Origin of the sequence: Kitasatospora dryopteridis (assembly GCF_050749075.1) — a bacterium.
In the GTDB taxonomy this organism is placed as follows: domain Bacteria; phylum Actinomycetota; class Actinomycetes; order Streptomycetales; family Streptomycetaceae; genus Kitasatospora.
In genome coordinates this window covers 4,451,806-4,477,347 of record NZ_CP192749.1, presented here as the reverse complement: position 1 = coordinate 4,477,347, position 25,542 = coordinate 4,451,806, and the positions used below count along the sequence as shown (strand labels likewise).

Here is a 25,542-nt window from a genome sequence, read left to right as displayed (position 1 = left end):
ACCCTGCGTACGGTCCGCATTCTCCCCTGTCGGGAGGACAGCTCCGGCCCAGGGGCGCTGACGGGTCACCCCGGGGGCGCGGGGTGCTGGAGGGGCACCCCCGGGCGCTCGCCGGGTGCGTCAGGCGTGGCCGAGCTCTTCGGCGGGGGCGTCGGGTTCGACGGAACCGCCGGTGCGGTCGGGGTGGAGGGCGAGGGGCTCGACGACGGTCTCGTCGAGGATCAGCTCGGAGGGGGTGGGCGGGGCGGGCAGCACGGCCGCCTCGGAGTGGCCGCCGCAGCCGTAGCCGAAGGCCACGACCTGGCCGTCGGCAGGACCGAACTCGTTGCCGCACACGCCGAACGCCTGCCCGAGCGAGCCGCCGATCGGGATCAGGAAGCCGCAGGTGTCGCAGTTGGCCGGGGCGGCCTGCGCCATCGGCGTCTGCGGGCCGAAGGAGGTCTCCCAGCGCTCGGCGGCGAGGTGGAGGCCGAGCCGGGAGAGCACCCGGGGCCGGGCGAGGCCGAGCTCCTCGGCGACCGCGCCGATCCGGGCGCGGGCCGGGGCGGGCTGGATGTGCGGGTCGGTGAGGACGACGTCCTCCTCCGCGGCCTCGCTGATGGCGGAGTTGGGGGCGGGCTCGTCCTCGCCGCTCCAGCCGGGCTCCAGCCGCAGGTCGTCGGCGCCGGTGGGGAGGAGGTCGCCGGGGCCCATGTCGCCGGGGCGCAGCCGCTCGCTCCACGGCACCCACTGCGGGGCCAGGACGGCGTCGTCGCCGGGGAGCAGCACGACCTCGTCGAGGGTGACGTTCTTGGCGCGCGGGGCGCGGGCGACGGTGACCGCCCACTGCCATCCGCGGTAGGCGGCGTCGAGGCACTCGAAGGTGTGGGTGACGACGCGGTCGGCCTCGGCGCGGGCGCCGAGGTGGGCGCCGACGGTCTCCGGTCCGACCATCTCGACGGCGGCCTGGCGGGCGAGTTCGACGGCTTCGGCACAGAGCCGGTCGGGGGTACGGCTTCGCATCGCAGCGCTCACGGCGTCGATTTCTCCCAGTCCTGTTGTCCGGCGGTTGTCCCGCGCACGGCCTGGGCCGTCCGGGGTGGTGCCCCGCAGGCCGCCGAAGCCGTACGAGGGGGCACTTCCATTCTGCGCGACCCGGGTCAGTCCCCGGTACCGGCCGCGCCGCCCCGCCCGGTCCGTCCCGCCCCGTGCGCGCGTAGTGCAGGCTACCCGCCGGTCGGTGCCTCGGCACAGTCCGGGGCGGCGCACGGCAGGTCGCGGAACCTCCGCCGGGTCACAGTCGTACGGCGGGTCATTCTCGGGCAGGATGGCGTATGTGGAGGACGAGACCCCCTCGCAGCACGGCGTGGACACTCCGCAGCCGGAGGGTCCCTCGGGGGTGAGGGCTGTGCCTCCACGGGATGCCGGCGCTCCCTCCGAAGCGCCGGACGGCGCGGTTCCGCCGAAGTCGGGCAGGCCGAAGAACCCGCTGGTGCGGGGGGCGTCCGCGGCGGGTGTGCGGACGGGGCGGGTGGTGCACGGCACCGGCCGCAGGATCCGGCGGGCGACCTCGGCGAAGGGCGCCGGCGAGTCGGGTCTGGCGAAACTGATCGAGCTGCATGCGCTGAACTCCTTCGGCGACATGCTGATCACCATCGCGCTGGCCTCCACCATCTTCTTCTCGGTGCCGACGGGCGAGGCCCGCGGCCGGGTGGCTCTGTACCTGCTGATCACCATGGCGCCGTTCGCGCTGCTGGCCCCGGTGATCGGCCCGCTGCTGGACAAGCTGCCGAACGGCCGCCGTTCGGCGATGGCGATGTCGATGCTGGCGCGGGCGATCCTGGCCTGGACGATGGCCGGTTCGATCGCCGGAGGGGGGATCGCGCTCTATCCCGAAGCGCTGGGCGTGCTGGTGGCGTCCAAGTCGTACGGGGTGGTGCGCAGTGTGGTGGTGCCGCGGCTGCTCCCGCCGCAGTTGTCGCTGGTGAAGGCGAATTCGCGGGTGACGCTGGCCGGGCTGCTGGCGACCATGGTCGCGGCGGGGGTGGGCGGGCTGCTGCACCTGGCGGGGCCGGGGTGGCCGCTGCGCGGCGCGTTCCTGGTGTTCGTGATCGGCACGCTGATGGCGTTTCACCTGCCGCACAAGGTGGACTCGTCCAAGGGCGAGCAGCGTGCGGTGATGCACGCCGAGGGGCACGGGCCGCGGTCGTCCAAGGCGATCCTGCGGACGGTCGGCCCGTCGGTGATCCTGGCGCTGCGCGGGGTCTCCTCGCTGCGCTGGCTGGTGGGCTTCCTGGTGATGTTCCTGGCGTTCCTGATCCGCAAGGATCCGGTGAGCGGGGTGCCGGAGACGGCGGCGCTGGGCATCGTGGCGGCCTCCGCGGGGGTGGGCAACGCGCTGGGGTCGGTGTTCGGCTCGTGGCTGAAGACCCGCGGTTCGGAGGCGACGGTGGCCGCGATGCTGCTGCTGGCCGCGGTGGCGTCGGCCGCGGCGGCGCTCTGGTACTCCCTGCTGACGATGGCGATCGTGGCGGCCACCGCGGGCATGGCGGCCTCGCTGGGGAAGCTGGCGCTGGACGCGGTGATCCAGCGGGACGTGCCGGAGTCGGTGCGGACGTCCGCCTTCGCGCGGTCGGAGACGATCCTTCAGCTGTGCTGGGTGGTGGGCGGCGTGGTCGGCATCTCGCTGCCGCTGAACGCCACGCTGGGCCTGGCGCTGGCGGCCGCGGTGATGACGATGATGCTGCTGTGGACGCTGCGGTCGCTCTTCAAGGTCGGGGGGATGCGCAGACCGGCCGCTCGGCCACGGGTGGCATAGCTCCGGCGACTCGGCCACCCCCGCGTCGCGTGATCGCGAAAGCCCGGTAGCCTCTTGCCCATGAGCCTCAGCACCCGTGCAATCGCCGCCATCGGCGCCGTGGTCGTGATCGGCGCCGGCACGGTCGGCGGTTCCATCGCGTACGCCAGCAGCCAGGGCGCGCCCCCGGAGAACGTCGTCACCCTGACGGTCGGCCGCACGTCGATCACCTCGGAGCCGTTCTGCTACAACGACGGCAAGGCGCTGCAGCAGGACGTCCTGGCCAAGTGCCAGGTGGACGCGAAGAAGGCCCGCGAGGCCAACAAGCTGCCCTCCTCCGACGTGCTCGCCAGCGACCGGATCGGCGTGGGCGTGCCCCCGTCCGTGGCCGATCGCGGCTGGTTCGCCTTCACCGACGGCGGCACGCAGGGCCAGGCCCCGCTCGCCCAGGACACCCACGGCTCCACGTGGTCCGGCTCGGTGCTCGCCTCCACGGTGCTGAACGCCTCCGGCACCACCACGGTGACCGTCGTCGAGGCCGACCAGAAGACCCAGGAGATCCTCGGCATCTGGTACTTCGAACTCAAGTCCCAGGACTGACCGCAGCGGCGATGAGCCTTCCGTACGGCGGCGAGCAGCCCGGCACCACGGCCGGGCTGCTCGTCGTCGTTGCCGTTCAGGCCGAGGCCGAGGCGGTTCTGCGCGGACTCGGCAGCGGCCCGCGGCCGCTGCCGCTGCCCGGCGGCGGCCTGTGGCGCGGCGGCGAGCCCGGCGGGGTGCCGGTGGACGTGCTCGCGGGCGGGGTCGGCCCGGCCGCGGCCGCCGCGGCGACCGCGGCGGCGCTCTCCGCCGTGCGGTACCGCCTGGTCGTCTCCGCGGGCATCGCGGGCGGTTTCGCCCCGCACGCACCGGTCGGCGGCACGGTGGTCGCCTCGGAGATCGTGGCGGCCGACCTGGGCGCCGACACCCCCGAGGGCTTCCTGGACGTCTCCGAGCTCGGGTTCGGCGGTGTGCGGCACCGGCCCGCCCCCGGCGCCGTCGCCCTGGCGGCGAAGGCCCTGGACGCCGTGCCGGGCCCGGTGCTGACCGTCACCACCGTGACCGGCAGCGCCGAGCGGGCCGCCGGGCTGGCGGCCCGTCATCCGGGTGCGGCCGCGGAGGCCATGGAGGGCTTCGGGGTGGCCGAGGCGGCCGCCCGGTTCGGGGTGCCCGCCCTCGAGATCAGGACCGTGTCCAACCCCGTCGGCCCGCGCGACCGCGCGGCCTGGCGGATCGGCGAGGCGCTCGCGGCCCTGGAGCGGGCCTTCGCGGCCCTGCCGTACCCAGAACTGCTCCAGGAGGCCGCCGATGGCTGAGCCGCTGCGGGTCGCGTACTCGCCGTGCCCGAACGACACCTTCGTCTTCCACGCCTGGGCGCACGGCCTGGTGCCCGGTGCGGACGCGCCCGAGGTGCTGTTCGCGGACATCGACGTGACCAACGGCATGGCCGAGCGCGGCGAACTGGACCTGCTGAAGATCAGCTACGGCCAGCTGCCCTGGGTGCTGGACGAGTACGCGCTGCTGCCCTGCGGCGGGGCGCTGGGCCGCGGCTGCGGCCCGCTGGTGCTGACCCGCGAGGCCGGCGCCGACCTCACCGGCCGTACGGTGGCGGTGCCGAGCGAGCGCTCCACGGCCTACCTGCTCTTCCGGCTGTGGGCGGCCGAGGCGGTCCCCGGAGGCTTCGGGGAGATCGTGGTCATGCCGTTCCACGAGATCATGCCCGCCGTCCGGGACGGCAGGGTGGACGCCGGGCTGGTCATCCACGAGGCTCGGTTCACCTACCGGCAGTACGGGCTGCACAGCCTCGCCGACATGGGCGAGGCCTGGGAGCGCAAGACCGGCCTGCCGATCCCGCTCGGTGCGATCGTCGCCCGCCGCTCACTGGGCGCCGACCGGCTCCGGGAGCTGGCCGACACCGTCCGCGCCTCGGTGCGGGCCGCCTGGGACGAGCCGGGGAACTCCCGGGCATACGTGCTGGAGCACGCGCAGGAGATGGACCCGGCCGTCGCCGACCAGCACATCGGGCTGTACGTCAACGCCTTCACCGCGGACCTCGGCGAGGAGGGCTACGCGGCGGTCGCCACGCTGCTCACCCGGGCCGCCGCGGAGGGGCTGGTGCCCTCGGTCGACCCGGGTGCGCTGCACTTCTGACGCCCTCGGCGGGCGGTGCGGTCAGACGTCGAACTGGTCGGCGACCGCACGGAGCATGACGGCCAGCTTCTGGCCGGCCGGCTTGGCCGGGTAGCGGCCGCGCTGCAGACCGGGCAGGACGGCGTCCAGCGTGGTGATCAGGTCCTGCACGATCGGTGCCATGTCGTCGGGGCTACGGCGCTGGGCGGCCGCGACCGACGGCAGGGCGTCGAGCAGGGTCACACCCATCGCCTGGTCGCCGCGGTGGCCCGCGACGATCCCGAACTCGACGCGCTGGCCCGGCCGCAGCGTGGTGACCCCGGCGGGCAGCGCCTTGGTGTGGACGAAGACGTCGCCCCCGTCGTCGCGCGACAGGAAGCCGAATCCCTTCGTCTCGTTGAACCACTTGACCTGGCCGGTGGGCATCTCGAACTGTCCTCGGTGTGAGTGTGGGCGGGGCACCGGTTCGGCCGGACCCCGCCGGGTGGACGGCGAGCCGACCACCCTACGCGGGAGACCGGCGACGCTCAGCAGATTAATGATCCCTCAGCCGCTCATCCCCGAGCGGCACTCGATCCGTCCGGGGGCCTGACGCGGCCGGGACGCGACGCGGCGCGATCCACAGGCAGACACCCCCGATGACGAAGCGGGGTACCCGATCAACCCCGTGCGAGGGCTGCATACCCGGCCGGGGCGGCTGCCGAAACTTTGGGTCCCCGGAGAACTGCGAACAGTGACGGACGGCACGTCGCAGCGCTCCGCGGGCCCGCCCGGGCGCGCCGGACACGCCCTAGGCTGGCCGACATGGTTCTCACCGTGGGCTTCGACCTCGACATGACGCTGCTGGACACCCGCCCGGGGATCAAGGCGACGTACGACGCGCTGGCCGCGGAGACCGGCACCTGGATCGACAGCGAACTCGCGGTCAGCCGGCTGGGGCCGCCGCTGGTGCACGAGCTGGCGAACTGGTTCCCCGCCGAGCAGGTGGACGCGATCGCCGACCGCTACCGGGTGATGTACCGGGAGCACGCGCTGCCCGCGACCCTGCTGCTGCCCGGCGCCCTGGAGGCGGTCGCCGCGGTGCGGACGCACGGCGGGCGGGTCGCGGTGATCACTGGCAAGTACGAGCCCAACGCCCGGCTGCACCTGGAGCACTTCGGCCTGGACGCGGACGTCCTGGTCGGCGACCTGTGGGCGGAGACCAAGGGAGACGCACTGCGCGAGCACGGCGCCGGGGTCTACGTCGGCGACCACCTCGGCGACATCCGCGGCGCCCGGGCCGCCGGCGCGGTCGCGGTCGCGGTGGCCACCGGGCCGTACACCGCGGCGCAGCTGCGGGAGGCCGGCGCGGACGCCGTCCTCGACGACCTCACGGCCTTCCCGGACTGGCTCGCCGCCCACCGCGGGGCGATGCGGTAACGCAGTCCCCCGCTCCAGTGCCGCCCTAGGCGTCGGTGCCGGCGCGGCGGCGCTGGGCGCGGGCGGAGGTGAGCAGGCCGGCCAGGGACAGCAGGAAGCCCAGCGGCATCAGCATGCAGATCCAGTACGCCGCGGTGGGCAGCCTCGTCAGGTGGAAGAAGAGCGGGACGAAGGTGACCATGGTCGCGACCGCTCCGACGGCGAAGACGATCGCCCCGGCCCGGACGAGGGCGTCGCCGCGGTCGGCGGACGGCTTGCTCACAACTGGCTCCTCACTGCGTCGGCACGCATCAGTCTCCCAGCCTTCGGCCCCCGCCGTTCGGCGGGGGCGGATTCAGCCTGCGTGTCGAGTCCTCCCAGGAATCTCCCAGCGATCCTTGAAACTGAAGCAACAACGGGGGCGCCGGGCCGACCGGGGGGAGCGGACGCATGGGACTCACCAGCCACAAGGTGCTGGCACTGTCCGCATTGGTGGCGGTGGCTGCGATCGCGGGCACCGTCTGGCTCTGGCCCAGGCTGGCCAGGCCGACCTGGACGGCCGTGATGGCCCGGCTGGGCACCATCGTCGGCACCCAGCTGGCCGTCATGTGCACCCTCGGCCTGCTGGCCAACAACTACTTCGCCTTCTACAGCAGCTGGGACGACCTGCTCGGCACCGGCGACCAGGGCCCGGTGACGATCCAGAACCGGCTCGACGGGCGCCAGCACGGCGTGCAGCGGATCTCCGCCGAGAACGTCCGCGGCACCAACACCGTCGGCCGGGACGCGGCCCAGGTCGGCAAGCTGGAGAAGATCCGCATCCCCGGCGCCACCACCGGGCTGGCGACCGACGGGTACGTCTACCTGCCGCCGCAGTACTTCCAGCCGGAGTACAAGGACAAGCGCTTCCCCGCCGCGATCGCCATCACCGGCTTCCCGGGGGACGCCAAGAACCTGATCACCAAGCTGAACTACCCGGCCACCGAGCTCCAGCTGATCCGCGACGGCCGGATGAAGCCGACCGTCCTGGTGCTGATGCGCCCCTCGCCCGCCATGCCGCGGGACACCGAGTGCGAGGACGTGCCGGGCGGACCGCAGGCGGCGAGCTACTTCACCCACGACGTGCCGGCCGCGATCGGCAGCGCGTACCGGGTGGCCACCGGCCCCGGCAGCTGGGGCGTGATCGGCAACTCCACCGGCGGGTACTGCGCGCTCAAGCTGGCGCTGCGCAACCCCGGCGTGTTCTCCGCGGCGGTCTCGCTCTCCGGGTACTACAAGGCCGCCGAGGACGCCACCACCGGCGACCTGTTCGGCGGTGACGCCCGCCGCCGCGAGGACGCCGACCTGACCTGGCGCCTCACGCACCTGCCCCGGCCCGCGGTCTCGCTGCTGGTCGGCGGCACCAAGGAGGGCGACGGCGACTACTACCGCAGCACCGAGCAGTTCGTCGCGGCCGCCAAGGGCGGGCCGACCAAGGTCTCCTCGATCACCCTGGCGACCGGCGGCCACAACTTCAACACCTGGTCGCGGATGCTTCCCGCCTCGCTGGGCTGGCTCGGCGAGCACCTCCCCGACCCGCGCTGACGCCCACGCCGGTGACGGTTCCTCAGGCAGATCGGGCATTTCATCCATAATCGGATGCAGATGCTCGACCTCCGGGAGGTCCCGATGCCCCACCGGCCGACCCGCCGGGCGGTCCTGACCGCGCTCGCCGCCGGCTGCGGCGGCGTGCTCGCCGGATGCACCGGGCCAACCGTGCTCCGCGGCACCCCGGCCGCCACCGGCGCGCAGTCCGCGGCGAGCGGCAGTCCCAGCCCGCGCCCCACCCCGAGCACCACCGTCACCGCCGCGACCGGGCCGGTGACGGTGCCCGGCGGCCCCGTCCGCGTGGTCGTCCTCGGCACCCCCGAGCTGGACTCCGCGATGACGCTCGGCATCACCCCGGTCGGCTCGACCCGCTCCGCCCTCGACCCCGGCCTGCCCGACTACTGGCCGGCCTCCCGGCTCGCCGAGATCGCCCAGGTGGGCGACACCGGCAGCCCCGACCCGGCCCGCATCCGCAGTACCGAGCCGCAGGTCGTCCTCGGCAGCCAGTCCCGCGACGGCGCCCACCTGGAAGCCCTGCAGCAGATCGCGCCCACCGTGCTCACCCGCACCCCGGGCCCGCCGTGGAAGGACAACTTCCAGCTGCACGCGCAGACCCTGGGCCGCCAGGAGCAGGCCGCCGCGGTCACCTCCGAGTACCGCCGGCACATCGAGCGGGCCGCCCGGGCGATCCGGAACGCCGGTTCGGGCGGGCGCAGGATCAGCGTCCTGCGGTTCGTCGAGGGCCCGCCGCCCGGCATCCGCACCCACGGGCGGCAGAGCTTCCTCGGCAGTGTCCTCACCGATCTCGGCCTCGGCCGCCCCGACGCCCAGAACACCGAGCAGGACGAGATCGACCTGCCCCTGGACCAGCTCGCCCGCGCCGACGCCGACTTCCTCTTCTACGCCACCTACGGCGACCCCGACCGGGCCGGCACCACGGCGGTACTGCGCAGCCCCGGCTGGCTCGCCCTCGGCGCGGTCAGGGCGCACCGGGCCTTCCCGGTCGACGACCGGCTGTGGTTCCAGGGCGTCGGCTACACCGGGGCCAACCTGATCGTCGGCGAGCTGCAGCGCTTCCTGGGCGCCTGACCGGGCAGCCCGTCCGCGGCTGCCGACCGGGCCGGCGTCAGTCCGCGGCCTTGCGCCGGCGGAGCGTCACCGCCAGTACGACCAGGGCCGTCAGCACGGCGGCCGTCCGCAGCACGTCGGGGGCCGCCGTCCAGACGGCGTGGTTCATCGCGTCGCCCTCGGCCAGCGGCTCGCCCCAGCGGCCCTTCGTCCGGCCCCAGTACCAGAAGGCCGACGCGCTCATGGTGGCCAGCGGGATGCCGATCACCACGATCTTGCGGGTCAGGTCGGAGAACTGCCGCGACAGGTAGGCCGCCCCCCAGCCGAGCAGGATCGCCAGCAGCTGCCCGGTCACGGCGCCGGCCAGCAGTGCTGCGGCCGCGAACAGCAGCAGCGGGGAGGGCCGGCGGCCTGCCAGCAGGCCCTCCGGGGCGGGCTCGGCCGCGCGTCCCCGGTGCTGCCGCCCGCCGTGCTGCCGCCCTTCCCGGCCCGGCCCTTCCCGGGCTTGCCCTTCCCAGATGTGCGGCCGGTCGGCGCGGCGGGGGCCGGTTCGGTCGGGGCGGGTGCCTCGGCCTCCGCCCCGGCCCGCTGCGCGGGCACGTCGGCGGCCGGGTCCGCGGCCGCCCGAGCCGCCTCGCCGAGCGGGTCGAACTGCACCACTTCCCAGCCGGGCAGGGTCAGCCCGGGGCCGGAGGAGCCGAAGAGCGGGGCGTCCTGGGCCACCGGGGGCTTCGCCGCCTGCGGAGCCTCCGGAGTCTCCGGACCGGGCGCGGCCGGGGACTTCGGGGCGTACACGCTCTGCTCGTCGGCCGGGGTGTCGTCGGCAGCCGGGCGCGGCGGCCCGATCACCCGCCACGGCATCCCGGACTTCCACCACTCGCCGCCGGCCCCGCCGGCCCGGCCGCCGTCCTGCCCGGCGCCGTCCGCCGTACCGCCCGCCCCGCCGTCCGCCATCTCCCGCACCCCGCTCGCTCACCGGCCCCGCCCACTGCCGACGGTACCGACTGGCATGCCGCACACGCGAGAGGCGCCGCCGTCGCCCGCCTCCGGACCCCATCGGCCCGTCCTGCGACGGACCTGGCGCCGTCCGGCACTGGGCCCGGGGAAGGCGGGCCGACTAACCTGGGTCGGATGACCACCCAGCAGAGCGGGCCGTCCCGCACCCGGGCCACCGCACCCCGCACGCTCGCCGAGGAGCTCCGCGCCCGCAGCGACGAGGACCTCGCCGGGCTGCTCCGGGTGCGGCCGGACCTGCTGAACCCCGTCCCCGGCGACCTCACCCAGCTCTCGGCGCGGCTGTCCAGCCGGGCCTCCGCGCTGCGCGCCCTGGAGCGGCTCGACCGCTTCACCCTGCAGGTCGCCGAGGCGCTGGCCGCCGCGCCGGAGGGCAGCCCCGACACGGTCGTCCGCAATCTGCTGGCCGGTCCGGCCCGGGTGAAGCCGCACCCGCAGGCCGACCCGGTCGACCGTGCCGCGGTCACCGCCGCGCTGCCCGGCGCGCTCGCCGCACTCCGCTCCCGGGCGCTGCTCTGGGGCCCGGACTCGGCGCTGCGGCTGGTCCTGGCCGTCCGCGAGGCGCTGGCGCCGAGCGCGGCCAACCCCGGACGGACCGGCCTCGGCCCGACCGTGGCCGAGGCGACCACCGGCATGTCGCCGGCCCGGTTGCAGGAGCTGCTGGCCGGCGCGGGGCTGCCCGCCACTCCGGACCCGGTGACCGCGGTGGCCGCGCTCGCGGGCCTGTTCGCGGACCGCAAGCGCTGCGCCGCGCTGCTGGAGCAGGCGCCGCCGCCCGCGCTCGCCCTGCTGGACCGGCTGGTCTGGGGCCCGCCCACCGGCACCCTCCCGGACGCCGCCCGCCCGGTGACCGCCGAGCGGGCGCACACCCCCCTGGAGTGGCTGCTCGCCCGCGGCATGCTGCTGCCCTCCGGCCCCGGCTCGGTCGTGCTGCCCCGCGAGCTCGCCCTGCACCTGCGCGGCGGCCGCAGCCACCGCACCGTGGAGCCGGCACCGCCCGTGCTCGCACCGGCCGCCGAACGCGACCCGGCCACGGTCGACGCCACCGCCGCCGGACAGGCGTACACCGCGGTGCGGACCGTCGAGGAGCTGCTGGAGGGCTGGGGGCTCCAGCCGCCGCCCACCCTGCGGGCCGGCGGCGTCGGCGTCCGCGACCTCAAGCGGGCCGCCGCCGCACTGGAGTGCTCCGAGCAGACCGCGGCGTTCTGGCTGGAACTCGCCCACGCGGCCGGCCTGCTCGCCCCGGACGGCGAGGCGGACGAGCACTGGGCGCCCACCCCCGCCTACGACGGCTGGCTGCAGGACCCGGTGGCCGAGCGGTGGACCCGGCTCGCCGACGCCTGGCTGGCCGCCACCCGGGTGGCCGGGCTGACCGGCAGCCCGGACGCCAAGGGCAAGCCGCGGGCCGCCCTCGGCCCGGAGCTCGACCGCACCCTCGCGCCGTCCGTCCGCCGGGCGGTGCTCGGGCTGCTCGCCGGCCTGCCGCCGGGCGGCACCGCCACCGCCGGGGGTCTGCTGCCCGCGCTGCGCTGGCAGCGCCCGCTGCGCGGCGGCGCCACCGGCCCGGACGGCCGCGACCTGCGTGAACACCTCACCGACTGGACGCTGCACGAGGCCGAACTGCTCGGCGTCACCGGCCGTGGGGCGCTCGCCACGGCCGCCCGTACCCTGCTGGCGGGCGACGACCCGGTGCCCGTGCTCGCCCCGCTGCTGCCGCAGCCGCTGGACCACGTCATCCTGCAGCCGGACCTGACCGCGATCGCCCCCGGGCCGCTGCTCACCCCGCTCTCCCAGGCGCTGGCGCTCTGCGCGGACATCGAGTCCAAGGGCGGCGCGACGGTCTACCGGTTCACCGCGGAGTCCGTCCGGCGGGCGCTGGACGCCGGGCGCACCGCGTCCGACCTGCACGCCTTCCTGGAGCAGCACTCCCGGACGCCGGTGCCGCAGCCGCTCGCCTACCTGGTCGACGACGTGGCGCGGCGGCACGGCGTGCTGCGGGTCGGCGCCGCCTCCTCGTACCTGCGCTGCGACGACCCCGCGCTGCTGAACGAGGTGCTGGCGGACCGGCGCGCGGTCGAGCTGCGGCTGCGGCTGCTCGCGCCGACGGTGATGGCCGCGCAGGCGCCGGCCGAGACGCTGCTGGCCGTGCTGCGGGGGATGGGCTACGCGCCGGCCGCGGAGTCCGCCGAGGGCGATGTGCTGATCACCCGCCCGGACAGCCGGCGGACGCCGCCGCGCAGCGCGCCGGTGCCGGTGCCGGACGGGCCGCCGCGCCCGGACGACGCGCTGCTCGGGGCGGCGGTGAAGGCGATCCGGGCCGGCGACCGCGCGGCCACCGCCGTCCGCCGGGAGACGGTGGCCGGGCCGGCCGCGAACATGCCGCAGTCCGGCCCGGCCCGCACCGACCTGCGGCAGCTGCCGCGCACCGCGGCCGCCGACACGCTGGCCGCCCTGCAGACGGCGGTGCTGCTCGGCGAGCGGATGTGGATCGGCTACATCAACGCCGAGGGGATCGCCTCGCAGCGGGTGGTCGACCCGGTGAAGGTCGAGGGCGGGTTCGTCACCGCCTTCGACCACCTGTCGGACGAGGTCCGCACCTTCGCCCTGCACCGGATCACCGGCGTCGCCGAGGTCGACGAGCCGGCCTGAGACCGGAGGTCAGTGGCCCTGGGCGGCCTTGGCGTCCTGTTCGGCCTTCTGCTGCTTGGCCTGCTCGACGAAGGACTGCGGGTCGGGGATCTTGGGCTGCACGCCGGTCAGCAGACCGGTCGCGGTGAACGCGGTGGCGCCCAGCAGCCCGCCGGGCTGCCCGATGTCGGCGACCTGGTCGAGGCCCGGCTCGGCGGCCTGGGCGGGGCTCGCGCCGAGAACGGTGGCGAAGGCCGCGCCGGAGAGGGCGAGGCCGGCGAGGAGGCGGTTCGGCTTGTTCATGACCTACCCAACGAGGCCGCCGCCGTCCGGTCACCCCGGGCCGTCCGGGGAACGGCAGGAGCCCCGGGCACCGGCCCGGGGCTCCTGGGGAAGGGCTTCGGAAGGTCAGACGCCCGCGCCGACCGTCTCCTGGTCCTTCGCGCCGTCCTTCGGCTGCGGGGCCGCGTCACGCGCCGAGTCGTAGCCGATGAAGAACGTGGGACGGTGCTGGACCGCGGTGTAGATCCGGCCGATGTACTCGCCGAGCAGGCCGACGCAGATCAGCTGGACGCCGCCGATGAACAGCATCCCGACGAAGAGGGAGGTCCAGCCCGGGACGGTCTTGCCGCCGATGTAGATGCCGAGCGTGGCGAGCAGCATCGCGAAGCAGCCGAAGAAGCTGGTGACGCCGAGCCAGGTGGCGATCCGCAGCGGAGCCGCGGAGAAGTTGGTGATGCTGTCGACCGCCAGGCGGATCATCTTGCTCAGCGGGTACTTGGTCTCGCCGGCCACCCGCTCGTCGCGGAAGTACGTCACCTGGCCGCTCGGGAAGCCGAGCCACGGCACCAGCAGGCGGTAGACCTGCTGCTGGTCCGGCAGGGACTTGAGGGCGTCCACGGCCTCGCGGCTCAGCAGGCGGAAGTCGCCGGCCTGCGAGGGCACCCGCTTGCCGACCATGCGGCGCATCAGCCAGTAGTAGGCGCCGGCCGTCCAGCGCTTGAAGCCGGTGTCGGTGCTGCGGTCCGAGCGGACGCCGTAGACGATGTCGAGGTTCTGGCTCCGGGCCAGGTCCAGCATCTCCGGTATCTTCTCCGGCGGGTCCTGGAGGTCCGCGTCGATGCTGGCGACGTACGCGCCGACCGAGCTGTGCAGGCCGGCGGTGAGCGCGGCCTGGTGGCCCGAGTTGCGGCGCAGCTTGACTATGCGCAGCTCCGACCAGGTCAGGCGGAACTCCTCGAGGAGCTCGGCCGTGCGGTCCGCGCTGCCGTCGTCCACCGCGACGACCTCGTAGCTGACGCCCGTCCCGTCGAGTGCGGGCCGGAGGCGGGACACCAGTGCGGGGAGGGCCTCCTCCTCGTTGTACATCGGGATGACCACCGACAAGACTGTCGTGGTTGGCTCAGCCGCCATGGGATTCCTGCCTGCGGTGTCGGACTTGACGAAGATGGCGCCCTGACTTTAGTACATGCGCGCAAGCGGCCCGCAGGCCGCTCCGGCCACGGACCGGCCCCGGGGCGCCGGGCCTCCGGCGGGCTCCGCCCGGGCGGGCGCCCGTTCCGACGGTGCACGTCCCAGTGGGCCATATCAAGGCTGATAGTCTGACGATTCTCATTCGCTCCCCTGCGCAAGGGGGCGGGCGGCACCCGCACGGAACACCGCGGATCGCACCGGAACGCGCACAGGACTGCCGCCCGCGACCCCGCGGGCCGACCGGTCGGGGAGACCGGCCGACACCGCGCGCGGCGGAGCACCCGTGTGTCCGGGCAGCAGCAGCGACTCCGCCGGGCGCACCCCGGCCGACGGGTCGGCGGGCGCCGGTCGAGCCGGACACACACAGGAGTGGAAGAGCCCGATGGGCACGAGTCACAGCACCCCGCCCCTGGCGGACCGCGAACCCGTCGCCGTTGCGGCTCCGGCCCCGGGCCGGCCCACGAGCGGCGGAGGCGCCGACCGGGCGGGCCGTCGTCCCCACGCGGTCCTGCGCTGGCTGCCGGCCGCGGCCGCGGTGGCCGTCCTGGTCGCCTGCCTCCTCGCCACGGACACCCCGGTCGGCGCGATCCTGCGCTACGCCGGGTACGCGGCCTGGGGCGTCCTGCTGCCGGGCACCCTGGTCTACCGCTCGCTGCGGCGCCGGCCGCACACCCTGGTGGAGGAGCTGGCGTTCGGCGCCGCCACCGGCCTGGTCCTCGAACTGGCCGCCTGGGCGTTGTTCGTCTCGCTCGGGATCGAGTCCGCGGCGACGCTGTGGCCGCTGCTGGTGGTCGTCCCGTTCGCCGCCGTGCCCCGGCTGCGCAGGCACTGGTGGGTGCGCGGCCACCGGCCCGTCCCGCTCGGCTGGTCCTGGTCCGTGGCGGGCATCGTGGCCGCGTCCTTCGGCTACCTGTACAAGGTGTACCTCGAGCGGAACCCGATCCTGCCGCCGAACGACAGCGCCCGGCAGTTCGTCGACATCTCCTACCAGATGTCGCTGGCCGGGAACGCCAAGCACAACTTCCCGCTGACCCTTCCCCAGGTCGCCGGCGAGCCGCTGGAGTACCACTGGTTCGCCTTCGCGCACCAGGCCATGACCAGCCTGGTCGGCCACCTCGACCTCCCGGTCGTCCAGCTCCGGCTCATGATCCCGGCGCTGGTCGCGCTCACGCTGGTGCTCACGGCCGTGGTCGCCTGGCGGATCTCCGGCCGCGCCTGGGCCGGTCCGGTCGCCGCCCTGCTGATCTTCGCCATCGGCGAGTTCAACGCCTCGGCCACGGGCACGCCGTTCGGCTCGCCGCAGACCACCCTGATGGTCTGGGCGAGCATCTCGATGACGTACAGCCAGCCGCTGCTCTTCGCGCTGATCGGCGTCACCGCGGAGGGGCTTCGCAAGCGCGCCGCGGACGACGAGGTCCCGGCGCTGGGCCGCGGGGTGTTCGTCCTGGTCGCGCTGTTCGCCTTCGCCTCGTGCGCCGCCAAGGCCACCTCCGTCCCGGTGACCCTGGCCGGCCTCGCGCTCGCCGGACTGGTGGTCCTGGTGCGCACCCGGCGGCTCCCCCTGGCCGTCCTGGGCATGGGGCTGGCCGTGGCCGCGGCCCAGCTCTTCTCGACCGCCGTCATCTTCCGGTTCAAGAGCTACGGCCTGGAGGTCGGGCCGCTCGCCAACCTCAGCGGCAGCTGGGCCGACCCGCAGCAGCTCCGCTCCGGTGCCGGCCGGGCCGTGCTCGCCGCGCTGGTCTGCTTCGCGTTCCTGGTCAACACCCAGCTGCGGCTGGTCGGTGCGCTGCCGCTGCTGCTGCGCTCCCGGCTGCGACTCGACACCGTCCAGTGGTTCCTGCTCGGCGGCGCCGTCGCCGGACCGGCCGTCTTCCTGCTGGTCAAGGGCTGGAACGCCGGCTACTTCACGCACGCGGGCCTCGCCTTCGGCGTGGTGCTGTCGGCCTGGGGCTTCTGCGAGTCCTTCGAGCGGGCCCGGCTGTCCACCCGCGGCAAGGTCCTGCTGGCCCTGTGGGCGGTCGTCTTCACCGCCGTCGCCACCTGGGCGGTCGTCGACAGGAGCGCCGGGATGCGGGCGCGGGTCGCGGCCCGCGTCAAGCACTGGGGTTCGGACCCGTCCTCCGTCCTCGCCGCCTTCGGCGACGGGAAGGCCGGGCAGGCCTCCGGCCTGACCATGATCGTGGCCGGCGGCCTGCTCCTGGTGGCGGCCTCCGCGGTCTTCGCCGTGCTGTGGTGGGCGGCGTCCCGGTTCCTGCCCTCGCTGCGGCACCGCGGCGGCATCGTCGTGCTCACCACGGCGCTGCTCGCCGGCGCCCCCACGCTGGCCGTCGACCTGCCGAAGCCGACGTGGGACGCCACGGTCTGGGGCTCGTTCCCGCTGCCGGCCGGCAAGGTCGACGCGGCCCGCTGGCTGCGCGCCCACAGCGCCCCCTCGGACGTCGTCGCCACCAACGAGCACTGCTGGTCGGCGGACGACTTCGCGGACCCGGCCGCGCCGTGCACCGACCACCGCGACTTCGTGCTGAGCGCCTACTCCGAGCGGTCGGTCCTGGTCGAGGGCTGGTCCTTCGCCCCCCGGGTGATGGCCACCGGCTCCAACGAGTTCTGGGACCAGGAGCTGCTGCGCCGTAACGACGACGCGATCTACCACCCCACCACGGCCCTGCTGGACGAGCTCCGCGACGACCACGGCGTCCGCTACCTGTTCGTCAACCGCAAGGCCGGCCGCGAGTCCCCCGAGCTCGCTTCGCTCGCCGAGCGCGTCTTCGACAACGGCCGGATCGGCATCTACGAGCTCCGGCGGTAGTCCAGGGGCCGGCGGCCCGGCGGGGAGTGCCCGCCGGGTCGGCCGGGGCCGTCCGGGTGCGGGACACTGGAAAGTCTGCGACACGACAACCCGGAGGGTGCCCGCGTGAACGACGGACCGCTCATCGTCCAGAGCGACAAGACGCTCCTGCTGGAGATCGACCACCCCAGGGCGGCGGACTGCCGGCGCGTGATCGCGCCGTTCGCCGAGCTGGAGCGCGCCCCGGAGCACGTGCACACCTACCGCGTCACCCCACTCGGCCTGTGGAACGCCCGGGCGGCCGGCCACGACGCCGAGCAGGTGGTCGACGCCCTGGTCACCTACTCCCGCTACCCGGTGCCGCACGCCCTGCTGGTCGACATCGCCGACACCATGGCCCGCTACGGCCGGCTGCAGCTGCAGAAGCACCCGGTGCACGGCCTCGTCCTCTCCACCACCGACCGGCCGGTGCTGGAGGAGGTGCTGCGCTCCAAGAAGATCGCTCCGCTGGTCGGCGCCCGGGTCGACCCGGACACCGTGGTGGTGCACCCCTCGGAGCGCGGCCAGATCAAGCAGATGCTGCTGAAGCTCGGCTGGCCGGCCGAGGACCACGCCGGCTACGTGGACGGCGAGGCCCACCCGATCCACCTGGAGGAGGACGGCTGGCAGCTGCGGCCGTACCAGCAGCAGGCGGTGGAGGGCTTCTGGCACGGCGGCAGCGGCGTCGTGGTGCTGCCGTGCGGTGCGGGCAAGACGCTGGTCGGCGCGGCGGCGATGGCGGAGGCCAAGTCGACCACGCTGATCCTGGTCACCAACACCGTCTCGGCCCGGCAGTGGAAGCACGAGCTGGTGAAGCGCACCTCGCTGACCGAGGACGAGATCGGCGAGTACAGCGGCACCCGCAAGGAGATCCGGCCGGTCACCATCGCCACGTACCAGGTGATGACGACCCGCCGGAAGGGCGTCTACCCGCACCTGGAGCTGTTCGACGCCCGCAACTGGGGCCTGGTGGTGTACGACGAGGTGCACCTGCTGCCGGCGCCGGTGTTCAAGTTCACCGCGGACCTGCAGGCCCGCCGTCGCCTCGGCCTGACGGCGACCCTGGTGCGCGAGGACGGCCGCGAGGGGGACGTGTTCTCGCTGATCGGCCCCAAGCGGTTCGACGCGCCGTGGAAGGAGATCGAGGCGCAGGGCTACATCGCGCCGGCGGACTGCGTGGAGGTGCGGGTGACGCTCTCCGACTCGGAGCGGCTGGCGTACGCGACCGCCGAGCCGGAGGAGCGGTACCGGTTCTGCTCCACCACGGCGACCAAGCGCCGGGTGGTGGAGTCGCTGGTCCGCAAGCACGAGAAGGACCAGACGCTGATCATCGGCCAGTACATCGACCAGCTGGACGAGCTGGGCGAGGTGCTCGGCGCCCCGGTGATCAAGGGCGAGACGACCAACGCGCAGCGCGAGAAGCTGTTCGACGCGTTCCGGAACAAGGAGATCTCCGTGCTGGTGGTCTCCAAGGTGGCGAACTTCTCGATCGACCTGCCGGAGGCCACCGTGGCCATCCAGGTCTCGGGGACGTTCGGCTCCCGCCAGGAGGAGGCGCAGCGGCTCGGCCGGGTGCTGCGGCCCAAGGCGGACGGTCACATGGCGCACTTCTACTCGGTCGTCGCCCGGGACACCGTGGACCAGGACTTCGCGGCGCACCGGCAGCGGTTCCTGGCCGAGCAGGGCTACGCGTACCGGATCGTCGACGCGGACGACATCTGAGCGGGGCCCGCGGCCTGGGCCGGGGTCAGTAGGAGACGCCGTCGCGGCCGAGGAAGACCACGCGGGCGGCGGTGTCGAGCATGATCCCGACGTTGCGGACGGCCTTCGCCACCGGGCTGCGGTGGCGGGGGCCGGCCGGGTCCGTCCGGTCGGCGGAGCGGCGGTCGGCGGTGTGCTGCGTTCTGTTCCTCATGCTTCCACCGTAGGTTTCCGGCCACCGGGGCGCATCGGCCCGAAGTCCGTTTCCGCCGGTCCCCGGTGTCGTCCTGGAGGCGTAGGGCGACCCCGAGGTTCGGGGGTGGCGACCCCGAGACCACCCCGGGGGGTCATCGCCGGAGGCCGTCACCGCCGCCACCGCCGATGTCGCCTGCAAGAGGCAGACCGACCTGGTCGGTGTGTGGGCCGCGGTCGAGACGGCCTACCAGGACCGCCTGGTGGAGAAGAACGCCGAGGTGCTCCGGCTCGCCCGCACCGAGCAGGAGGAGCGGATGCGCCTGGTCGAGTCGCTGCTGCACCCCTGAGGGCCGCAGCGCACACCCGGATCCTTCGCCCGGTTCGCAGCCGATCGGCTATGATCGCCGGTCTGCCCCTCCCGAACCGTGGTGCCCCGTCGTGCGGCAGCCGGGGGAGGTCCGGCCGCTCGGCAACCGGCCGGTGTCCTTCTGCCATGAGCTTCCACCATGAGTCCGCTGCCCCCGCGCCGCCGTGCGCCGGCCGGGCAGCCGGGAAGGTTCGCCGTGCACTCCCCCCTCACCGACGCCGCCGATCCACTGCAGCGCGAGCGCGGCCACCTGGCCTCCTCGCGCGCCGCGCTGCGCGCCATGCGCGAGGACGTCGAGTCGCTCGACCTCACCGACGTCACCGGCACCTGGGTGTCGGCCGCCGTCCTGCACAACCAGATCCAGCAGCGGATCGCCGCACTGGCCGACCTGTCGCACACCCCGCTGTTCTTCGGCCGCCTCGACTACCTGCACGCGATCAGCGAGGAACTGGCCGAGGGCGGCACCGGCGAGCGGTTCTACATCGGCCGCCGGCACGTGCACGACGCGGACGGCGACCCGATGGTGATCGACTGGCGGGCCCCGGTCTCGCAGCCGTTCTACCGGGCCAGCCGCAAGGACCCGATGGACGTGGAGCGCCGCCGCCGGTTCGGCTACACCGGCGGCGAACTGACCGCCTACGAGGACGAGCACCTGAGCGACCCGGCCGAGGGGGAGACCCGGTCGGCGCTGCTCGCCGCGGAGATCGAGAAGCCCCGCGTCGGCCCGATGCGCGACATCGTGGCGACCATCCAGCCCGAGCAGGACGAGATCGTGCGCGCCGACATCGGCGGCACCGTCTGCGTCCAGGGCGCCCCCGGCACCGGGAAGACCGCCGTCGGCCTGCACCGCGTGGCCTACCTGCTGTACGCGCACCGGGAGCGCCTCGCCCGCACCGGGACGCTGGTGATCGGCCCGAACAGCTCCTTCCTGCAGTACATCGAGCAGGTGCTGCCCGCACTCGGCGAGCTGGACGTCGCCCAGGCGACCGTGCAGCAGCTGGTCGGGCACGTCGAGGTGCGCGGCGCGGACTCCGCCGAGGCGGCCCTGGTCAAGGGCGACGCCCGGATGGCTGAAGTGCTGCGGCGCGCCGTCCGCTCGGGCATCACGCTGCCCACCGAGCCGTGCGTGGTGGTCCGCGGCTCCCGCCGCTGGCGCGTCCCGGTGTACGAACTCGTCGAGATCATCGAGGAGTTGCAGGGCCGCGACATCCGCTACGGCGCCGCCAGGGACGCCCTGCCGCAGCGGATCGCGCATGCCGTGCTGGTGAAGATGGAGCAGTCCGGCGAGGCGCCCGACGACCGGGTGCAGGACGCGGTGGCCCGCAATGCGGCCGTCAAGGCGGTGGTGAAGGCCTGCTGGCCGCCGATCGACCCGGTGAAGCTGGTGCACCGGCTGCTCTCCGACGCGGAGTTCCTCGCGCGGTGCGCGGACGGCGTGCTGAGCGAGGAGGAGCAGCGGGCGGTCCGCTGGGCGAAGCCCGTCCGCTCCGCGCGCACGGCCCCCTGGTCGGCGGCGGACGCGGTGCTGGTGGACGAGGCGGCCGACCTGGTGCAGCGCACCCCGTCGCTCGGCCATGTGGTGCTGGACGAGGCCCAGGACCTGTCGCCGATGCAGTACCGCGCGGTGGGCCGCCGCTGCTCGACCGGCTCGGCGACCGTCCTCGGGGACATCGCGCAGGGCACCACCCCGTGGGCCACCGCAGACTGGCCGCAGGCCCTGCACCACCTGGGCAAGCCGGGCGCGCACGTGGAGGAGCTCACCCAGGGCTTCCGGGTGCCGGAGGAGGTCATCGCGTACGCCTCGCGGCTGCTGCCGGAGATCGCGCCCGGGCTGGCGCCGGCGAGCTCGGTGCGCGATGCGCCCGGTTCGCTGACGGTCCGCCGGGTCGACGGCGACCTGGTGGCCGAGGTGGTGGCGGCCTGCAGGACGGCCCTCGGCCGGGAGGGCTCGACCGGGCTGATCGCCGCCGACGCGCGCATCCCGCTGTTCGCCGAGGCACTGGCGGCGGCCGGGCTGCCGTTCGTCGAGCCGGGCACCGAGACCACGGCGGAGGCCCGGCTCACCCTGGTGCCCGCCTCGCTGGCCAAGGGCCTGGAGTACGACTACGTGGTGCTCGACGAGCCCGCCGACGTCGTCGCGGGCGAGCCGGACGAGCGGACCGGCCTGCGCCGGCTGTACGTGGCACTGACCCGCGCGGTCTCCGGACTGCAGGTGCTGCACTCGGCCCCCCTGCCGGACCGGCTCGGCGCATAAGGGGCCGCCGGGGAACGCCCGAGGGGCGCGTGGGGCACCCGAGTCGGCCGCCCGGGCGCCCTCGGATACGCGGTCAGGCGTCGGCCAGGGTCCGCCAGACGGCGACCTTGGCCGGGTCGACCGGGGTCGACCAGCCGTCCGCGCGGACGGCGCCGCCGATGTGGAAGGCGTCGAACCCGGCCGCCTTCAGCCCGGGGACGTGCTCGGCGCGCAGGCCGCCGCCGACCAGGATGCGCTGCGCGTAGCCGGGCTCGCCCGCCTTGGCGATCTCGCCCTCCAGCACGCCCTGGCCGGCGTCGACACCTGCGGGGGCGCCGGAGGTGAGGAAGGTGTCCACGCCCGGCAGTTCGGCGACCGCGGCCCGGACGGCGGCCCGGTCGGCGCTGTGGTCGAGCGCGCGGTGGAACGTCCACGGGCAGCCGGCCACGGCCTCGGCGACGGTGGCGGTGGCCGCCAGGTCGACGGCCCCGCGCTCGTCGAGGAAGCCGAAGACGAACTCCTCTGCGCCCTCGGCGCGCAGCGCGGCCGTCCGGGCGAGCAGGTCGTCCAGGTCGCCGGGGGTGAAGCCGTCGCGGATGCGCAGCATCACGCGCAGCGGCAGGGAGACCGCGGCCCGGATCTCGGCGAAGCCGGCCACCGACGGGGTGAGCCCGTCGGCGGCCATGTCGGTGACCAGCTCCAGGCGGTCGGCACCGCCGGATTCCGCGGCCCTGGCATCCTCGGCGGTCAGCGCGATGACTTCGACAATTGGTCTAGACATATGCGTACCCTGCCACATCGGGGGCCCGCTGGGCGAGCCCCCCTCCCCCGATCGGTCACCGGGCCGCCGGGGGACGCTCCACGGAACGGCTGCGGCGGAACACCAGGGCGGTGGCGGCGCCCAGCACCGCGGCGCCGACCAGTGCCACGGCGAAGGCCCGGGCGGCCCCCAGGACGACGAACAGCCCCCACAGGTCCTCGGCGGCCGTCACCGGCAGCAGTGCCACCACGACCGCGGCCGGAAGACGGCGCCCGCGGGCCATCACGGCGAGGCCGAGTACCGCCGGCGCGACGGAGAGCAGGAGCACGACGACGGGGGTGGCCGGCCCCATGGCGAAATTGTTGAAGGCATGGTCCAGCAGCAGGGCGGCGAAGGCGACCGCCCCGCCGAGCGCCGCGCGGCGTGGCCGGACCCGGCCCAGCAGGTCCGGCGGCGCGCCGAGCACGAGCACCGCCCAGATCAGCGGCGGCAGGACCTGCGCCACGACCTGGACCACGACGGACCCGAAGGGGCCGACCGACGGAGCGGTCAGCCAGGCGTACAACTGCAGGCCGGAACCGGCGGCGCCCAGCAGCACCGGCACCACCATCAGCCGCGCGACCGCCCACCGGCCGGCCAACACCGCGACGGCGGCGGCGATCTGGGCCGCGTCGGCCACCAGGGCCGGCACGAAACCGGAGCCACGGCCCATCACGACCGACGGGCCCGCCGCCGTCAGCGCCGCGAGGTCGAGGAGCGCCATGGCCGCCCCCACCGCCAGGACCATCGGCGCGGCGGTGGCGAGCAGGTGCCCGGCGGGCGAGGCCGATGTCAGCCCGGTGCGCAGCCGTAAGCCGTACCCGGCGATGCCGGCCGTCTCCCGGGCGGCGGCGAGGCGTCCGGCGCCGGACGTGGCGTCGGCGTACACGGCGGCGATCTCCGCTCCGCGTTCCGCCCGGTAGGAGGCGGGGTAGAGCCGCAGTGCCGCGGCGAGCATCGGTGTCGTCACGCGAAGGCCCCCCTGACCCTCGGGTTCTTCTTCGGGCGGGCGTTCGCACCGGCGGCCGCCATCCGGCGTTCCGCCTCCGCCACCACGGCCCGCAGCCGCTCGGTCTCGGCGGCCAGCACGTGCCGGCCGCCCTCGGTCAGCGCATAGGTGCGGCGGGCCCGGCCGTCCACCACCTCCTCGCGCTCGACCTCGATCAGCCCCTGCTGGAGCAGGCGGTCGAGGGCGCCGTACAGCGTGCCGGTGCGCATCCTGACCCGGCCGGAGGAGATCTCGGCGACCTCCTGGATCAGCGCGTAGCCGTGCCGCGGGGCGTCCGCGAGCGCGGTGAGCAGGAGCAGCGTGGGCTCCTGCATGCTTCGTTCCGTCATGTCGACTACATATACCGGTCACCGACATATGGAGTCAGGCGATTCGCCGAATCCGCGGGGGCGCAGAATGGGTGTCATGACCGATGCGCTGCTGGACCGTTGGAACGAGCTGCTGCACCGCTGCGGGGCCGCGGCGGACCCGGAGCCCTACGGGCGGGACCTGTTGGCCCGCTGGTCCGAGCCGCAGCGCCGCTACCACACGGTGGAGCACCTGGCCGCCGTGCTCGACCACGTGGACGCGCTCGCCGACCGCGCCGAGAACGCCGACGCGGTGCGGCTCGCCGCCTGGTTCCACGACGCGGTCTACCGCCCGGACCGTTCGGAGAACGAGGAGCGCAGCGCCCAGCTGGCCGTCCGCGCGCTGCGCGAGGCGGGCCTGGCCGAGGAACTGGTCGCCGAGACCGCCCGGCTGGTGCGGCTGACGACCGGTCACGGCTGCGAGCCGGGCGACCGCAACGGGGAGGTGCTCTGCGACGCGGACCTCGCGATCCTCGGCTCCGACGAGGACCGCTACGCGGCGTACACGGCGGCCGTGCGCGAGGAGTACGCCTTCGTCCCCGAGGAGGCGTTCCGGGCCGGGCGGGCGGCGATCCTGCGGCAGCTGCTGGAGCTGCCCTCGCTCTACCGCACGCCGGAGGCGCTGGCCCGCTTCGACGCCCCCGCCCGGGCCAACCTGGCGGCGGAGCTCAGGAGCCTGGAGAGCTGACCTTGCGCCGGCGCAGTCCGGCCGCGGTCAGCCGCGCGACCAGCTCCTTGCTGCCCACCGGCCGGGCGCCGAGGGCGACGGCCCGGTCGTACCAGGCGGCCGGGATGTCGTAGTGGTCGCGTTCGAAGCCCTTCGCCGGCGCACCGAGGAGTTCGGCGAAGGCGTGCAGTTCCTCGTAGCTGGCGTCGCTGACCAGGTGGGACCAGAACTTGCCGTGGCCGGGCCAGGTCGGCGGGTCTATGAGGATCACGAGAGCTCCCCGACCGGCGCCACCACCACGCCGCGCTTGCCGCACACCCAGTGCGGGTCGGGGCCGAGCTCCGGCTCCACGCTCAGCGCGTGCGGGTCGTCCTCGGCGGCGCAGTCCGCGCACAGCGGCCAGCGCCCGTACGCCTCCAGCAGGGCGTCCTGCACGTCCTGGGCGACCAGCCCGAGGACGAACCCGGCACCGTCCGGCCACTGCTCCAGCCACCACCGCCGGTGCGTCACCGCATCCTCCACCAGCGACACCACCGCCGCATCCGCCACGTCCCGGGCGGTCAGGTCGGCGAGGATCAGCGCACGGGCACCGTGCAGGGCGGCTTCGATCTCAGGACTGGCCATCCGCCCATTCTCCCGCAGCTCACTTGCCGGCCGGGAACCCCTCCGTGCTCAGCTCGATCGCGAACGGCTCGGGCAGCTCGACCGGCTGCCCGAACGGCGTGCGGACACCCCGCTGGTACCGCCCCTGGTCCGGCTCGGAGAACAGGGTGACGGTCGGCCCCTCCTCGTCGAACCGGTCGACCAGCAGGAAGAGCGGGACGGGTGCGTGACCGTACGCCCAGAGCTTCTTCGTGCGGTCGAGCCGGGCGGTGCGCTTCGAGGTGATCTCCACCGCCATCAGCAGCCCGGCCGCGTCGATCGAGGCTTCCTGCGCCACCAAGCGCGCCTTGTCCACCACCACCAGGTCGGGAACGTACAGCTTCTCCAGTGGGACGATCTCCGTGCCCAGGGTCTGGTAGACGCCAACCTCTCGCGGCAGGCACTCGAGCAGCGCCTGGTGAACCTCACCGGCAATCACGTTGTGGCCCACGTTGGGCGGCGGCACCAAGCGGATCTCCCCCTCGTCGATCTCCGCGCGCCAGCCCTCGGGGACGTCCAGCTCCAGCCAGGTGTTCAGCAGGTAGTCCCACTGACGCCCCGGCTCGACCGACATCGCAGTCACCGCCGACCTCCTGTCTCCCGTTCGACGCTCGTGGTCGTCACTGTACGGATCGTCCGAGGTGC

At 74.6% G+C, this 25,542-nt stretch carries 27 protein-coding genes; 13 read left to right on the top strand and 14 right to left on the bottom strand.

The features are described from left to right. Positions 1-120 precede the first annotated feature (120 nt). Positions 121-1,002, bottom strand: coding sequence for a DUF3027 domain-containing protein (locus tag ACQ614_RS20475; RefSeq protein ID WP_363488699.1), 882 nt, complete (start codon positions 1,000-1,002; stop codon positions 121-123). A 469-nt stretch (positions 1,003-1,471) separates the two neighbouring features. Here ACQ614_RS20475 and ACQ614_RS20470 point away from each other — a divergent pair, with 469 nt between their 5' ends. Genes ACQ614_RS20470 through ACQ614_RS20455 form a run of 4 tightly spaced genes read left to right on the top strand, consistent with a single transcriptional unit; the run spans position 1,472 to position 4,966 of the window. Beyond that, positions 1,472-2,797 (top strand): MFS transporter, encoded by a 1,326-nt coding sequence (locus ACQ614_RS20470; RefSeq protein ID WP_431679952.1) that lies wholly within the window; start codon positions 1,472-1,474, stop codon positions 2,795-2,797. Between the two features lie 60 nt (positions 2,798-2,857). Continuing rightward, positions 2,858-3,376, top strand: a complete 519-nt coding sequence (locus tag ACQ614_RS20465) for a hypothetical protein (RefSeq protein ID WP_431679951.1) — start codon at positions 2,858-2,860, stop codon at positions 3,374-3,376. An 11-nt stretch (positions 3,377-3,387) separates the two neighbouring features. Beyond that, positions 3,388-4,131: a futalosine hydrolase gene (locus ACQ614_RS20460; protein WP_431679950.1), complete on the top strand. Its 744-nt coding sequence runs from the start codon at positions 3,388-3,390 to the stop codon at positions 4,129-4,131. Next, complete coding sequence (locus tag ACQ614_RS20455; RefSeq protein ID WP_431679949.1) at positions 4,124-4,966, top strand: 1,4-dihydroxy-6-naphthoate synthase; 843 nt, start codon at positions 4,124-4,126, stop codon at positions 4,964-4,966. Before ACQ614_RS20460 ends, ACQ614_RS20455 begins: the two co-directional genes overlap by 8 nt. A gap of 21 nt (positions 4,967-4,987) precedes the next feature. Here ACQ614_RS20455 and ACQ614_RS20450 read toward each other — a convergent pair whose 3' ends face one another. Further along, positions 4,988-5,371, bottom strand: coding sequence for a cold-shock protein (locus ACQ614_RS20450; protein ID WP_344622529.1), 384 nt, complete (start codon positions 5,369-5,371; stop codon positions 4,988-4,990). Positions 5,372-5,749: 378 nt separating this feature from the next. Here ACQ614_RS20450 and ACQ614_RS20445 point away from each other — a divergent pair, with 378 nt between their 5' ends. After that, positions 5,750-6,364, top strand: a complete 615-nt coding sequence (locus tag ACQ614_RS20445) for an HAD family hydrolase (protein WP_431679948.1) — start codon at positions 5,750-5,752, stop codon at positions 6,362-6,364. A gap of 25 nt (positions 6,365-6,389) precedes the next feature. Here ACQ614_RS20445 and ACQ614_RS20440 read toward each other — a convergent pair whose 3' ends face one another. Beyond that, positions 6,390-6,626, bottom strand: coding sequence for a hypothetical protein (locus tag ACQ614_RS20440; protein ID WP_431679947.1), 237 nt, complete (start codon positions 6,624-6,626; stop codon positions 6,390-6,392). Between the two features lie 167 nt (positions 6,627-6,793). On the opposite strand from ACQ614_RS20440, the gene ACQ614_RS20435 reads away from it, so the two are divergent. Continuing rightward, the gene (locus tag ACQ614_RS20435; protein ID WP_431679946.1) at positions 6,794-7,927 is read left to right on the top strand and encodes an alpha/beta hydrolase; all 1,134 of its coding nucleotides are present in this window, start codon (positions 6,794-6,796) and stop codon (positions 7,925-7,927) included. Between the two features lie 60 nt (positions 7,928-7,987). Then, positions 7,988-9,019, top strand: coding sequence for an ABC transporter substrate-binding protein (locus tag ACQ614_RS20430; RefSeq protein ID WP_431679945.1), 1,032 nt, complete (start codon positions 7,988-7,990; stop codon positions 9,017-9,019). Positions 9,020-9,056: 37 nt separating this feature from the next. On the opposite strand, the gene ACQ614_RS20425 is transcribed toward ACQ614_RS20430, so the two are convergent. Both ACQ614_RS20425 and ACQ614_RS20420 read right to left on the bottom strand, forming a co-directional pair. Continuing rightward, complete coding sequence (locus tag ACQ614_RS20425) at positions 9,057-9,353, bottom strand: hypothetical protein (protein ID WP_431679944.1); 297 nt, start codon at positions 9,351-9,353, stop codon at positions 9,057-9,059. Further along, on the bottom strand, positions 9,350-9,952 hold the full coding sequence (locus tag ACQ614_RS20420) for a hypothetical protein (RefSeq protein ID WP_431679943.1): 603 nt from the start codon (positions 9,950-9,952) through the stop codon (positions 9,350-9,352). The genes ACQ614_RS20425 and ACQ614_RS20420 overlap by 4 nt, the downstream gene beginning before the upstream one ends. A gap of 177 nt (positions 9,953-10,129) precedes the next feature. Here ACQ614_RS20420 and ACQ614_RS20415 point away from each other — a divergent pair, with 177 nt between their 5' ends. After that, positions 10,130-12,661, top strand: a complete 2,532-nt coding sequence (locus tag ACQ614_RS20415) for a helicase-associated domain-containing protein (protein ID WP_431679942.1) — start codon at positions 10,130-10,132, stop codon at positions 12,659-12,661. A gap of 9 nt (positions 12,662-12,670) precedes the next feature. Here ACQ614_RS20415 and ACQ614_RS20410 read toward each other — a convergent pair whose 3' ends face one another. Together ACQ614_RS20410 and ACQ614_RS20405 are read right to left on the bottom strand one after the other, a co-directional pair. Then, the gene (locus ACQ614_RS20410) at positions 12,671-12,943 is read right to left on the bottom strand and encodes a hypothetical protein (protein WP_263104095.1); all 273 of its coding nucleotides are present in this window, start codon (positions 12,941-12,943) and stop codon (positions 12,671-12,673) included. Between the two features lie 105 nt (positions 12,944-13,048). Beyond that, positions 13,049-14,053: a glycosyltransferase family 2 protein gene (locus ACQ614_RS20405; protein WP_431679941.1), complete on the bottom strand. Its 1,005-nt coding sequence runs from the start codon at positions 14,051-14,053 to the stop codon at positions 13,049-13,051. 442 nt (positions 14,054-14,495) lie between these two features. Between ACQ614_RS20405 and ACQ614_RS20400 the strand changes: the two genes are divergently transcribed. Both ACQ614_RS20400 and ACQ614_RS20395 read left to right on the top strand, forming a co-directional pair. Beyond that, complete coding sequence (locus tag ACQ614_RS20400; protein ID WP_431679940.1) at positions 14,496-16,919, top strand: hypothetical protein; 2,424 nt, start codon at positions 14,496-14,498, stop codon at positions 16,917-16,919. A gap of 105 nt (positions 16,920-17,024) precedes the next feature. Then, positions 17,025-18,659 (top strand): DNA repair helicase XPB, encoded by a 1,635-nt coding sequence (locus ACQ614_RS20395; RefSeq protein ID WP_431679939.1) that lies wholly within the window; start codon positions 17,025-17,027, stop codon positions 18,657-18,659. A gap of 25 nt (positions 18,660-18,684) precedes the next feature. On the opposite strand, the gene ACQ614_RS20390 is transcribed toward ACQ614_RS20395, so the two are convergent. Beyond that, the gene (locus ACQ614_RS20390; protein ID WP_431679938.1) at positions 18,685-18,852 is read right to left on the bottom strand and encodes a hypothetical protein; all 168 of its coding nucleotides are present in this window, start codon (positions 18,850-18,852) and stop codon (positions 18,685-18,687) included. A 202-nt stretch (positions 18,853-19,054) separates the two neighbouring features. Between ACQ614_RS20390 and ACQ614_RS20385 the strand changes: the two genes are divergently transcribed. After that, positions 19,055-19,180, top strand: coding sequence for a hypothetical protein (locus ACQ614_RS20385; RefSeq protein ID WP_431679937.1), 126 nt, complete (start codon positions 19,055-19,057; stop codon positions 19,178-19,180). Positions 19,181-19,339: 159 nt separating this feature from the next. Beyond that, positions 19,340-21,454 carry a HelD family protein gene (locus ACQ614_RS20380; RefSeq protein WP_431679936.1) on the top strand — a complete coding sequence of 705 codons (2,115 nt, stop codon included), beginning with the start codon at positions 19,340-19,342 and terminating at the stop codon, positions 21,452-21,454. Positions 21,455-21,527: 73 nt separating this feature from the next. Here ACQ614_RS20380 and ACQ614_RS20375 read toward each other — a convergent pair whose 3' ends face one another. The 3 genes from ACQ614_RS20375 to ACQ614_RS20365 are packed head-to-tail and all read right to left on the bottom strand — an operon-like array spanning position 21,528 to position 23,570. Then, positions 21,528-22,214 (bottom strand): copper homeostasis protein CutC, encoded by a 687-nt coding sequence (locus ACQ614_RS20375; RefSeq protein WP_431679935.1) that lies wholly within the window; start codon positions 22,212-22,214, stop codon positions 21,528-21,530. 55 nt (positions 22,215-22,269) lie between these two features. After that, positions 22,270-23,202, bottom strand: a complete 933-nt coding sequence (locus ACQ614_RS20370) for a hypothetical protein (RefSeq protein ID WP_431679934.1) — start codon at positions 23,200-23,202, stop codon at positions 22,270-22,272. Further along, complete coding sequence (locus tag ACQ614_RS20365) at positions 23,199-23,570, bottom strand: PadR family transcriptional regulator (RefSeq protein WP_431679933.1); 372 nt, start codon at positions 23,568-23,570, stop codon at positions 23,199-23,201. The genes ACQ614_RS20370 and ACQ614_RS20365 overlap by 4 nt, the downstream gene beginning before the upstream one ends. Before the next feature lie 76 nt (positions 23,571-23,646). Between ACQ614_RS20365 and ACQ614_RS20360 the strand changes: the two genes are divergently transcribed. Further along, complete coding sequence (locus ACQ614_RS20360) at positions 23,647-24,276, top strand: HD domain-containing protein (protein ID WP_431679932.1); 630 nt, start codon at positions 23,647-23,649, stop codon at positions 24,274-24,276. Here the strand turns inward: ACQ614_RS20360 and ACQ614_RS20355 are convergent. From ACQ614_RS20355 to ACQ614_RS20345, 3 genes are read right to left on the bottom strand one after another with little or no spacing between them, the layout of a single operon-like run. Beyond that, positions 24,257-24,526 (bottom strand): DUF4031 domain-containing protein, encoded by a 270-nt coding sequence (locus ACQ614_RS20355; protein WP_431679931.1) that lies wholly within the window; start codon positions 24,524-24,526, stop codon positions 24,257-24,259. The two genes, ACQ614_RS20360 and ACQ614_RS20355, sit on opposite strands and share 20 nt — an antisense overlap. Further along, positions 24,523-24,879, bottom strand: coding sequence for a hypothetical protein (locus tag ACQ614_RS20350; protein WP_431679930.1), 357 nt, complete (start codon positions 24,877-24,879; stop codon positions 24,523-24,525). The genes ACQ614_RS20355 and ACQ614_RS20350 overlap by 4 nt, the downstream gene beginning before the upstream one ends. Positions 24,880-24,898: 19 nt before the next feature. Then, positions 24,899-25,480 (bottom strand): Uma2 family endonuclease, encoded by a 582-nt coding sequence (locus tag ACQ614_RS20345; RefSeq protein WP_431679929.1) that lies wholly within the window; start codon positions 25,478-25,480, stop codon positions 24,899-24,901. Positions 25,481-25,542 lie beyond the last annotated feature (62 nt).

Excerpts from the sequence above, each read along its gene's own strand:
- ACQ614_RS20430 (WP_431679945.1), top strand. The coding sequence starts at position 7,988 with ATGCTCGACCTCCGGGAGGTCCCGATGCCCCACCGGCCGACCCGCCGG.
- ACQ614_RS20400 (WP_431679940.1), top strand. The coding sequence starts at position 14,496 with ATGGGCACGAGTCACAGCACCCCGCCCCTGGCGGACCGCGAACCCGTC.
- ACQ614_RS20445 (WP_431679948.1), top strand. The coding sequence starts at position 5,750 with ATGGTTCTCACCGTGGGCTTCGACCTCGACATGACGCTGCTGGACACC.
- ACQ614_RS20465 (WP_431679951.1), top strand. The coding sequence starts at position 2,858 with ATGAGCCTCAGCACCCGTGCAATCGCCGCCATCGGCGCCGTGGTCGTG.
- ACQ614_RS20460 (WP_431679950.1), top strand. The coding sequence starts at position 3,388 with ATGAGCCTTCCGTACGGCGGCGAGCAGCCCGGCACCACGGCCGGGCTG.
- ACQ614_RS20350 (WP_431679930.1), bottom strand. The coding sequence starts at position 24,879 with ATGGCCAGTCCTGAGATCGAAGCCGCCCTGCACGGTGCCCGTGCGCTG.
- ACQ614_RS20390 (WP_431679938.1), bottom strand. The coding sequence starts at position 18,852 with ATGAGGAACAGAACGCAGCACACCGCCGACCGCCGCTCCGCCGACCGG.
- ACQ614_RS20455 (WP_431679949.1), top strand. The coding sequence starts at position 4,124 with ATGGCTGAGCCGCTGCGGGTCGCGTACTCGCCGTGCCCGAACGACACC.
- ACQ614_RS20365 (WP_431679933.1), bottom strand. The coding sequence starts at position 23,570 with ATGACGGAACGAAGCATGCAGGAGCCCACGCTGCTCCTGCTCACCGCG.
- ACQ614_RS20375 (WP_431679935.1), bottom strand. The coding sequence starts at position 22,214 with ATGTCTAGACCAATTGTCGAAGTCATCGCGCTGACCGCCGAGGATGCC.
- ACQ614_RS20360 (WP_431679932.1), top strand. The coding sequence starts at position 23,647 with ATGACCGATGCGCTGCTGGACCGTTGGAACGAGCTGCTGCACCGCTGC.
- ACQ614_RS20415 (WP_431679942.1), top strand. The coding sequence starts at position 10,130 with ATGACCACCCAGCAGAGCGGGCCGTCCCGCACCCGGGCCACCGCACCC.
- ACQ614_RS20450 (WP_344622529.1), bottom strand. The coding sequence starts at position 5,371 with ATGCCCACCGGCCAGGTCAAGTGGTTCAACGAGACGAAGGGATTCGGC.
- ACQ614_RS20380 (WP_431679936.1), top strand. The coding sequence starts at position 19,340 with ATGAGTCCGCTGCCCCCGCGCCGCCGTGCGCCGGCCGGGCAGCCGGGA.
- ACQ614_RS20475 (WP_363488699.1), bottom strand. The coding sequence starts at position 1,002 with ATGCGAAGCCGTACCCCCGACCGGCTCTGTGCCGAAGCCGTCGAACTC.
- ACQ614_RS20405 (WP_431679941.1), bottom strand. The coding sequence starts at position 14,053 with ATGGCGGCTGAGCCAACCACGACAGTCTTGTCGGTGGTCATCCCGATG.
- ACQ614_RS20410 (WP_263104095.1), bottom strand. The coding sequence starts at position 12,943 with ATGAACAAGCCGAACCGCCTCCTCGCCGGCCTCGCCCTCTCCGGCGCG.
- ACQ614_RS20435 (WP_431679946.1), top strand. The coding sequence starts at position 6,794 with ATGGGACTCACCAGCCACAAGGTGCTGGCACTGTCCGCATTGGTGGCG.
- ACQ614_RS20420 (WP_431679943.1), bottom strand. The coding sequence starts at position 9,952 with ATGGCGGACGGCGGGGCGGGCGGTACGGCGGACGGCGCCGGGCAGGAC.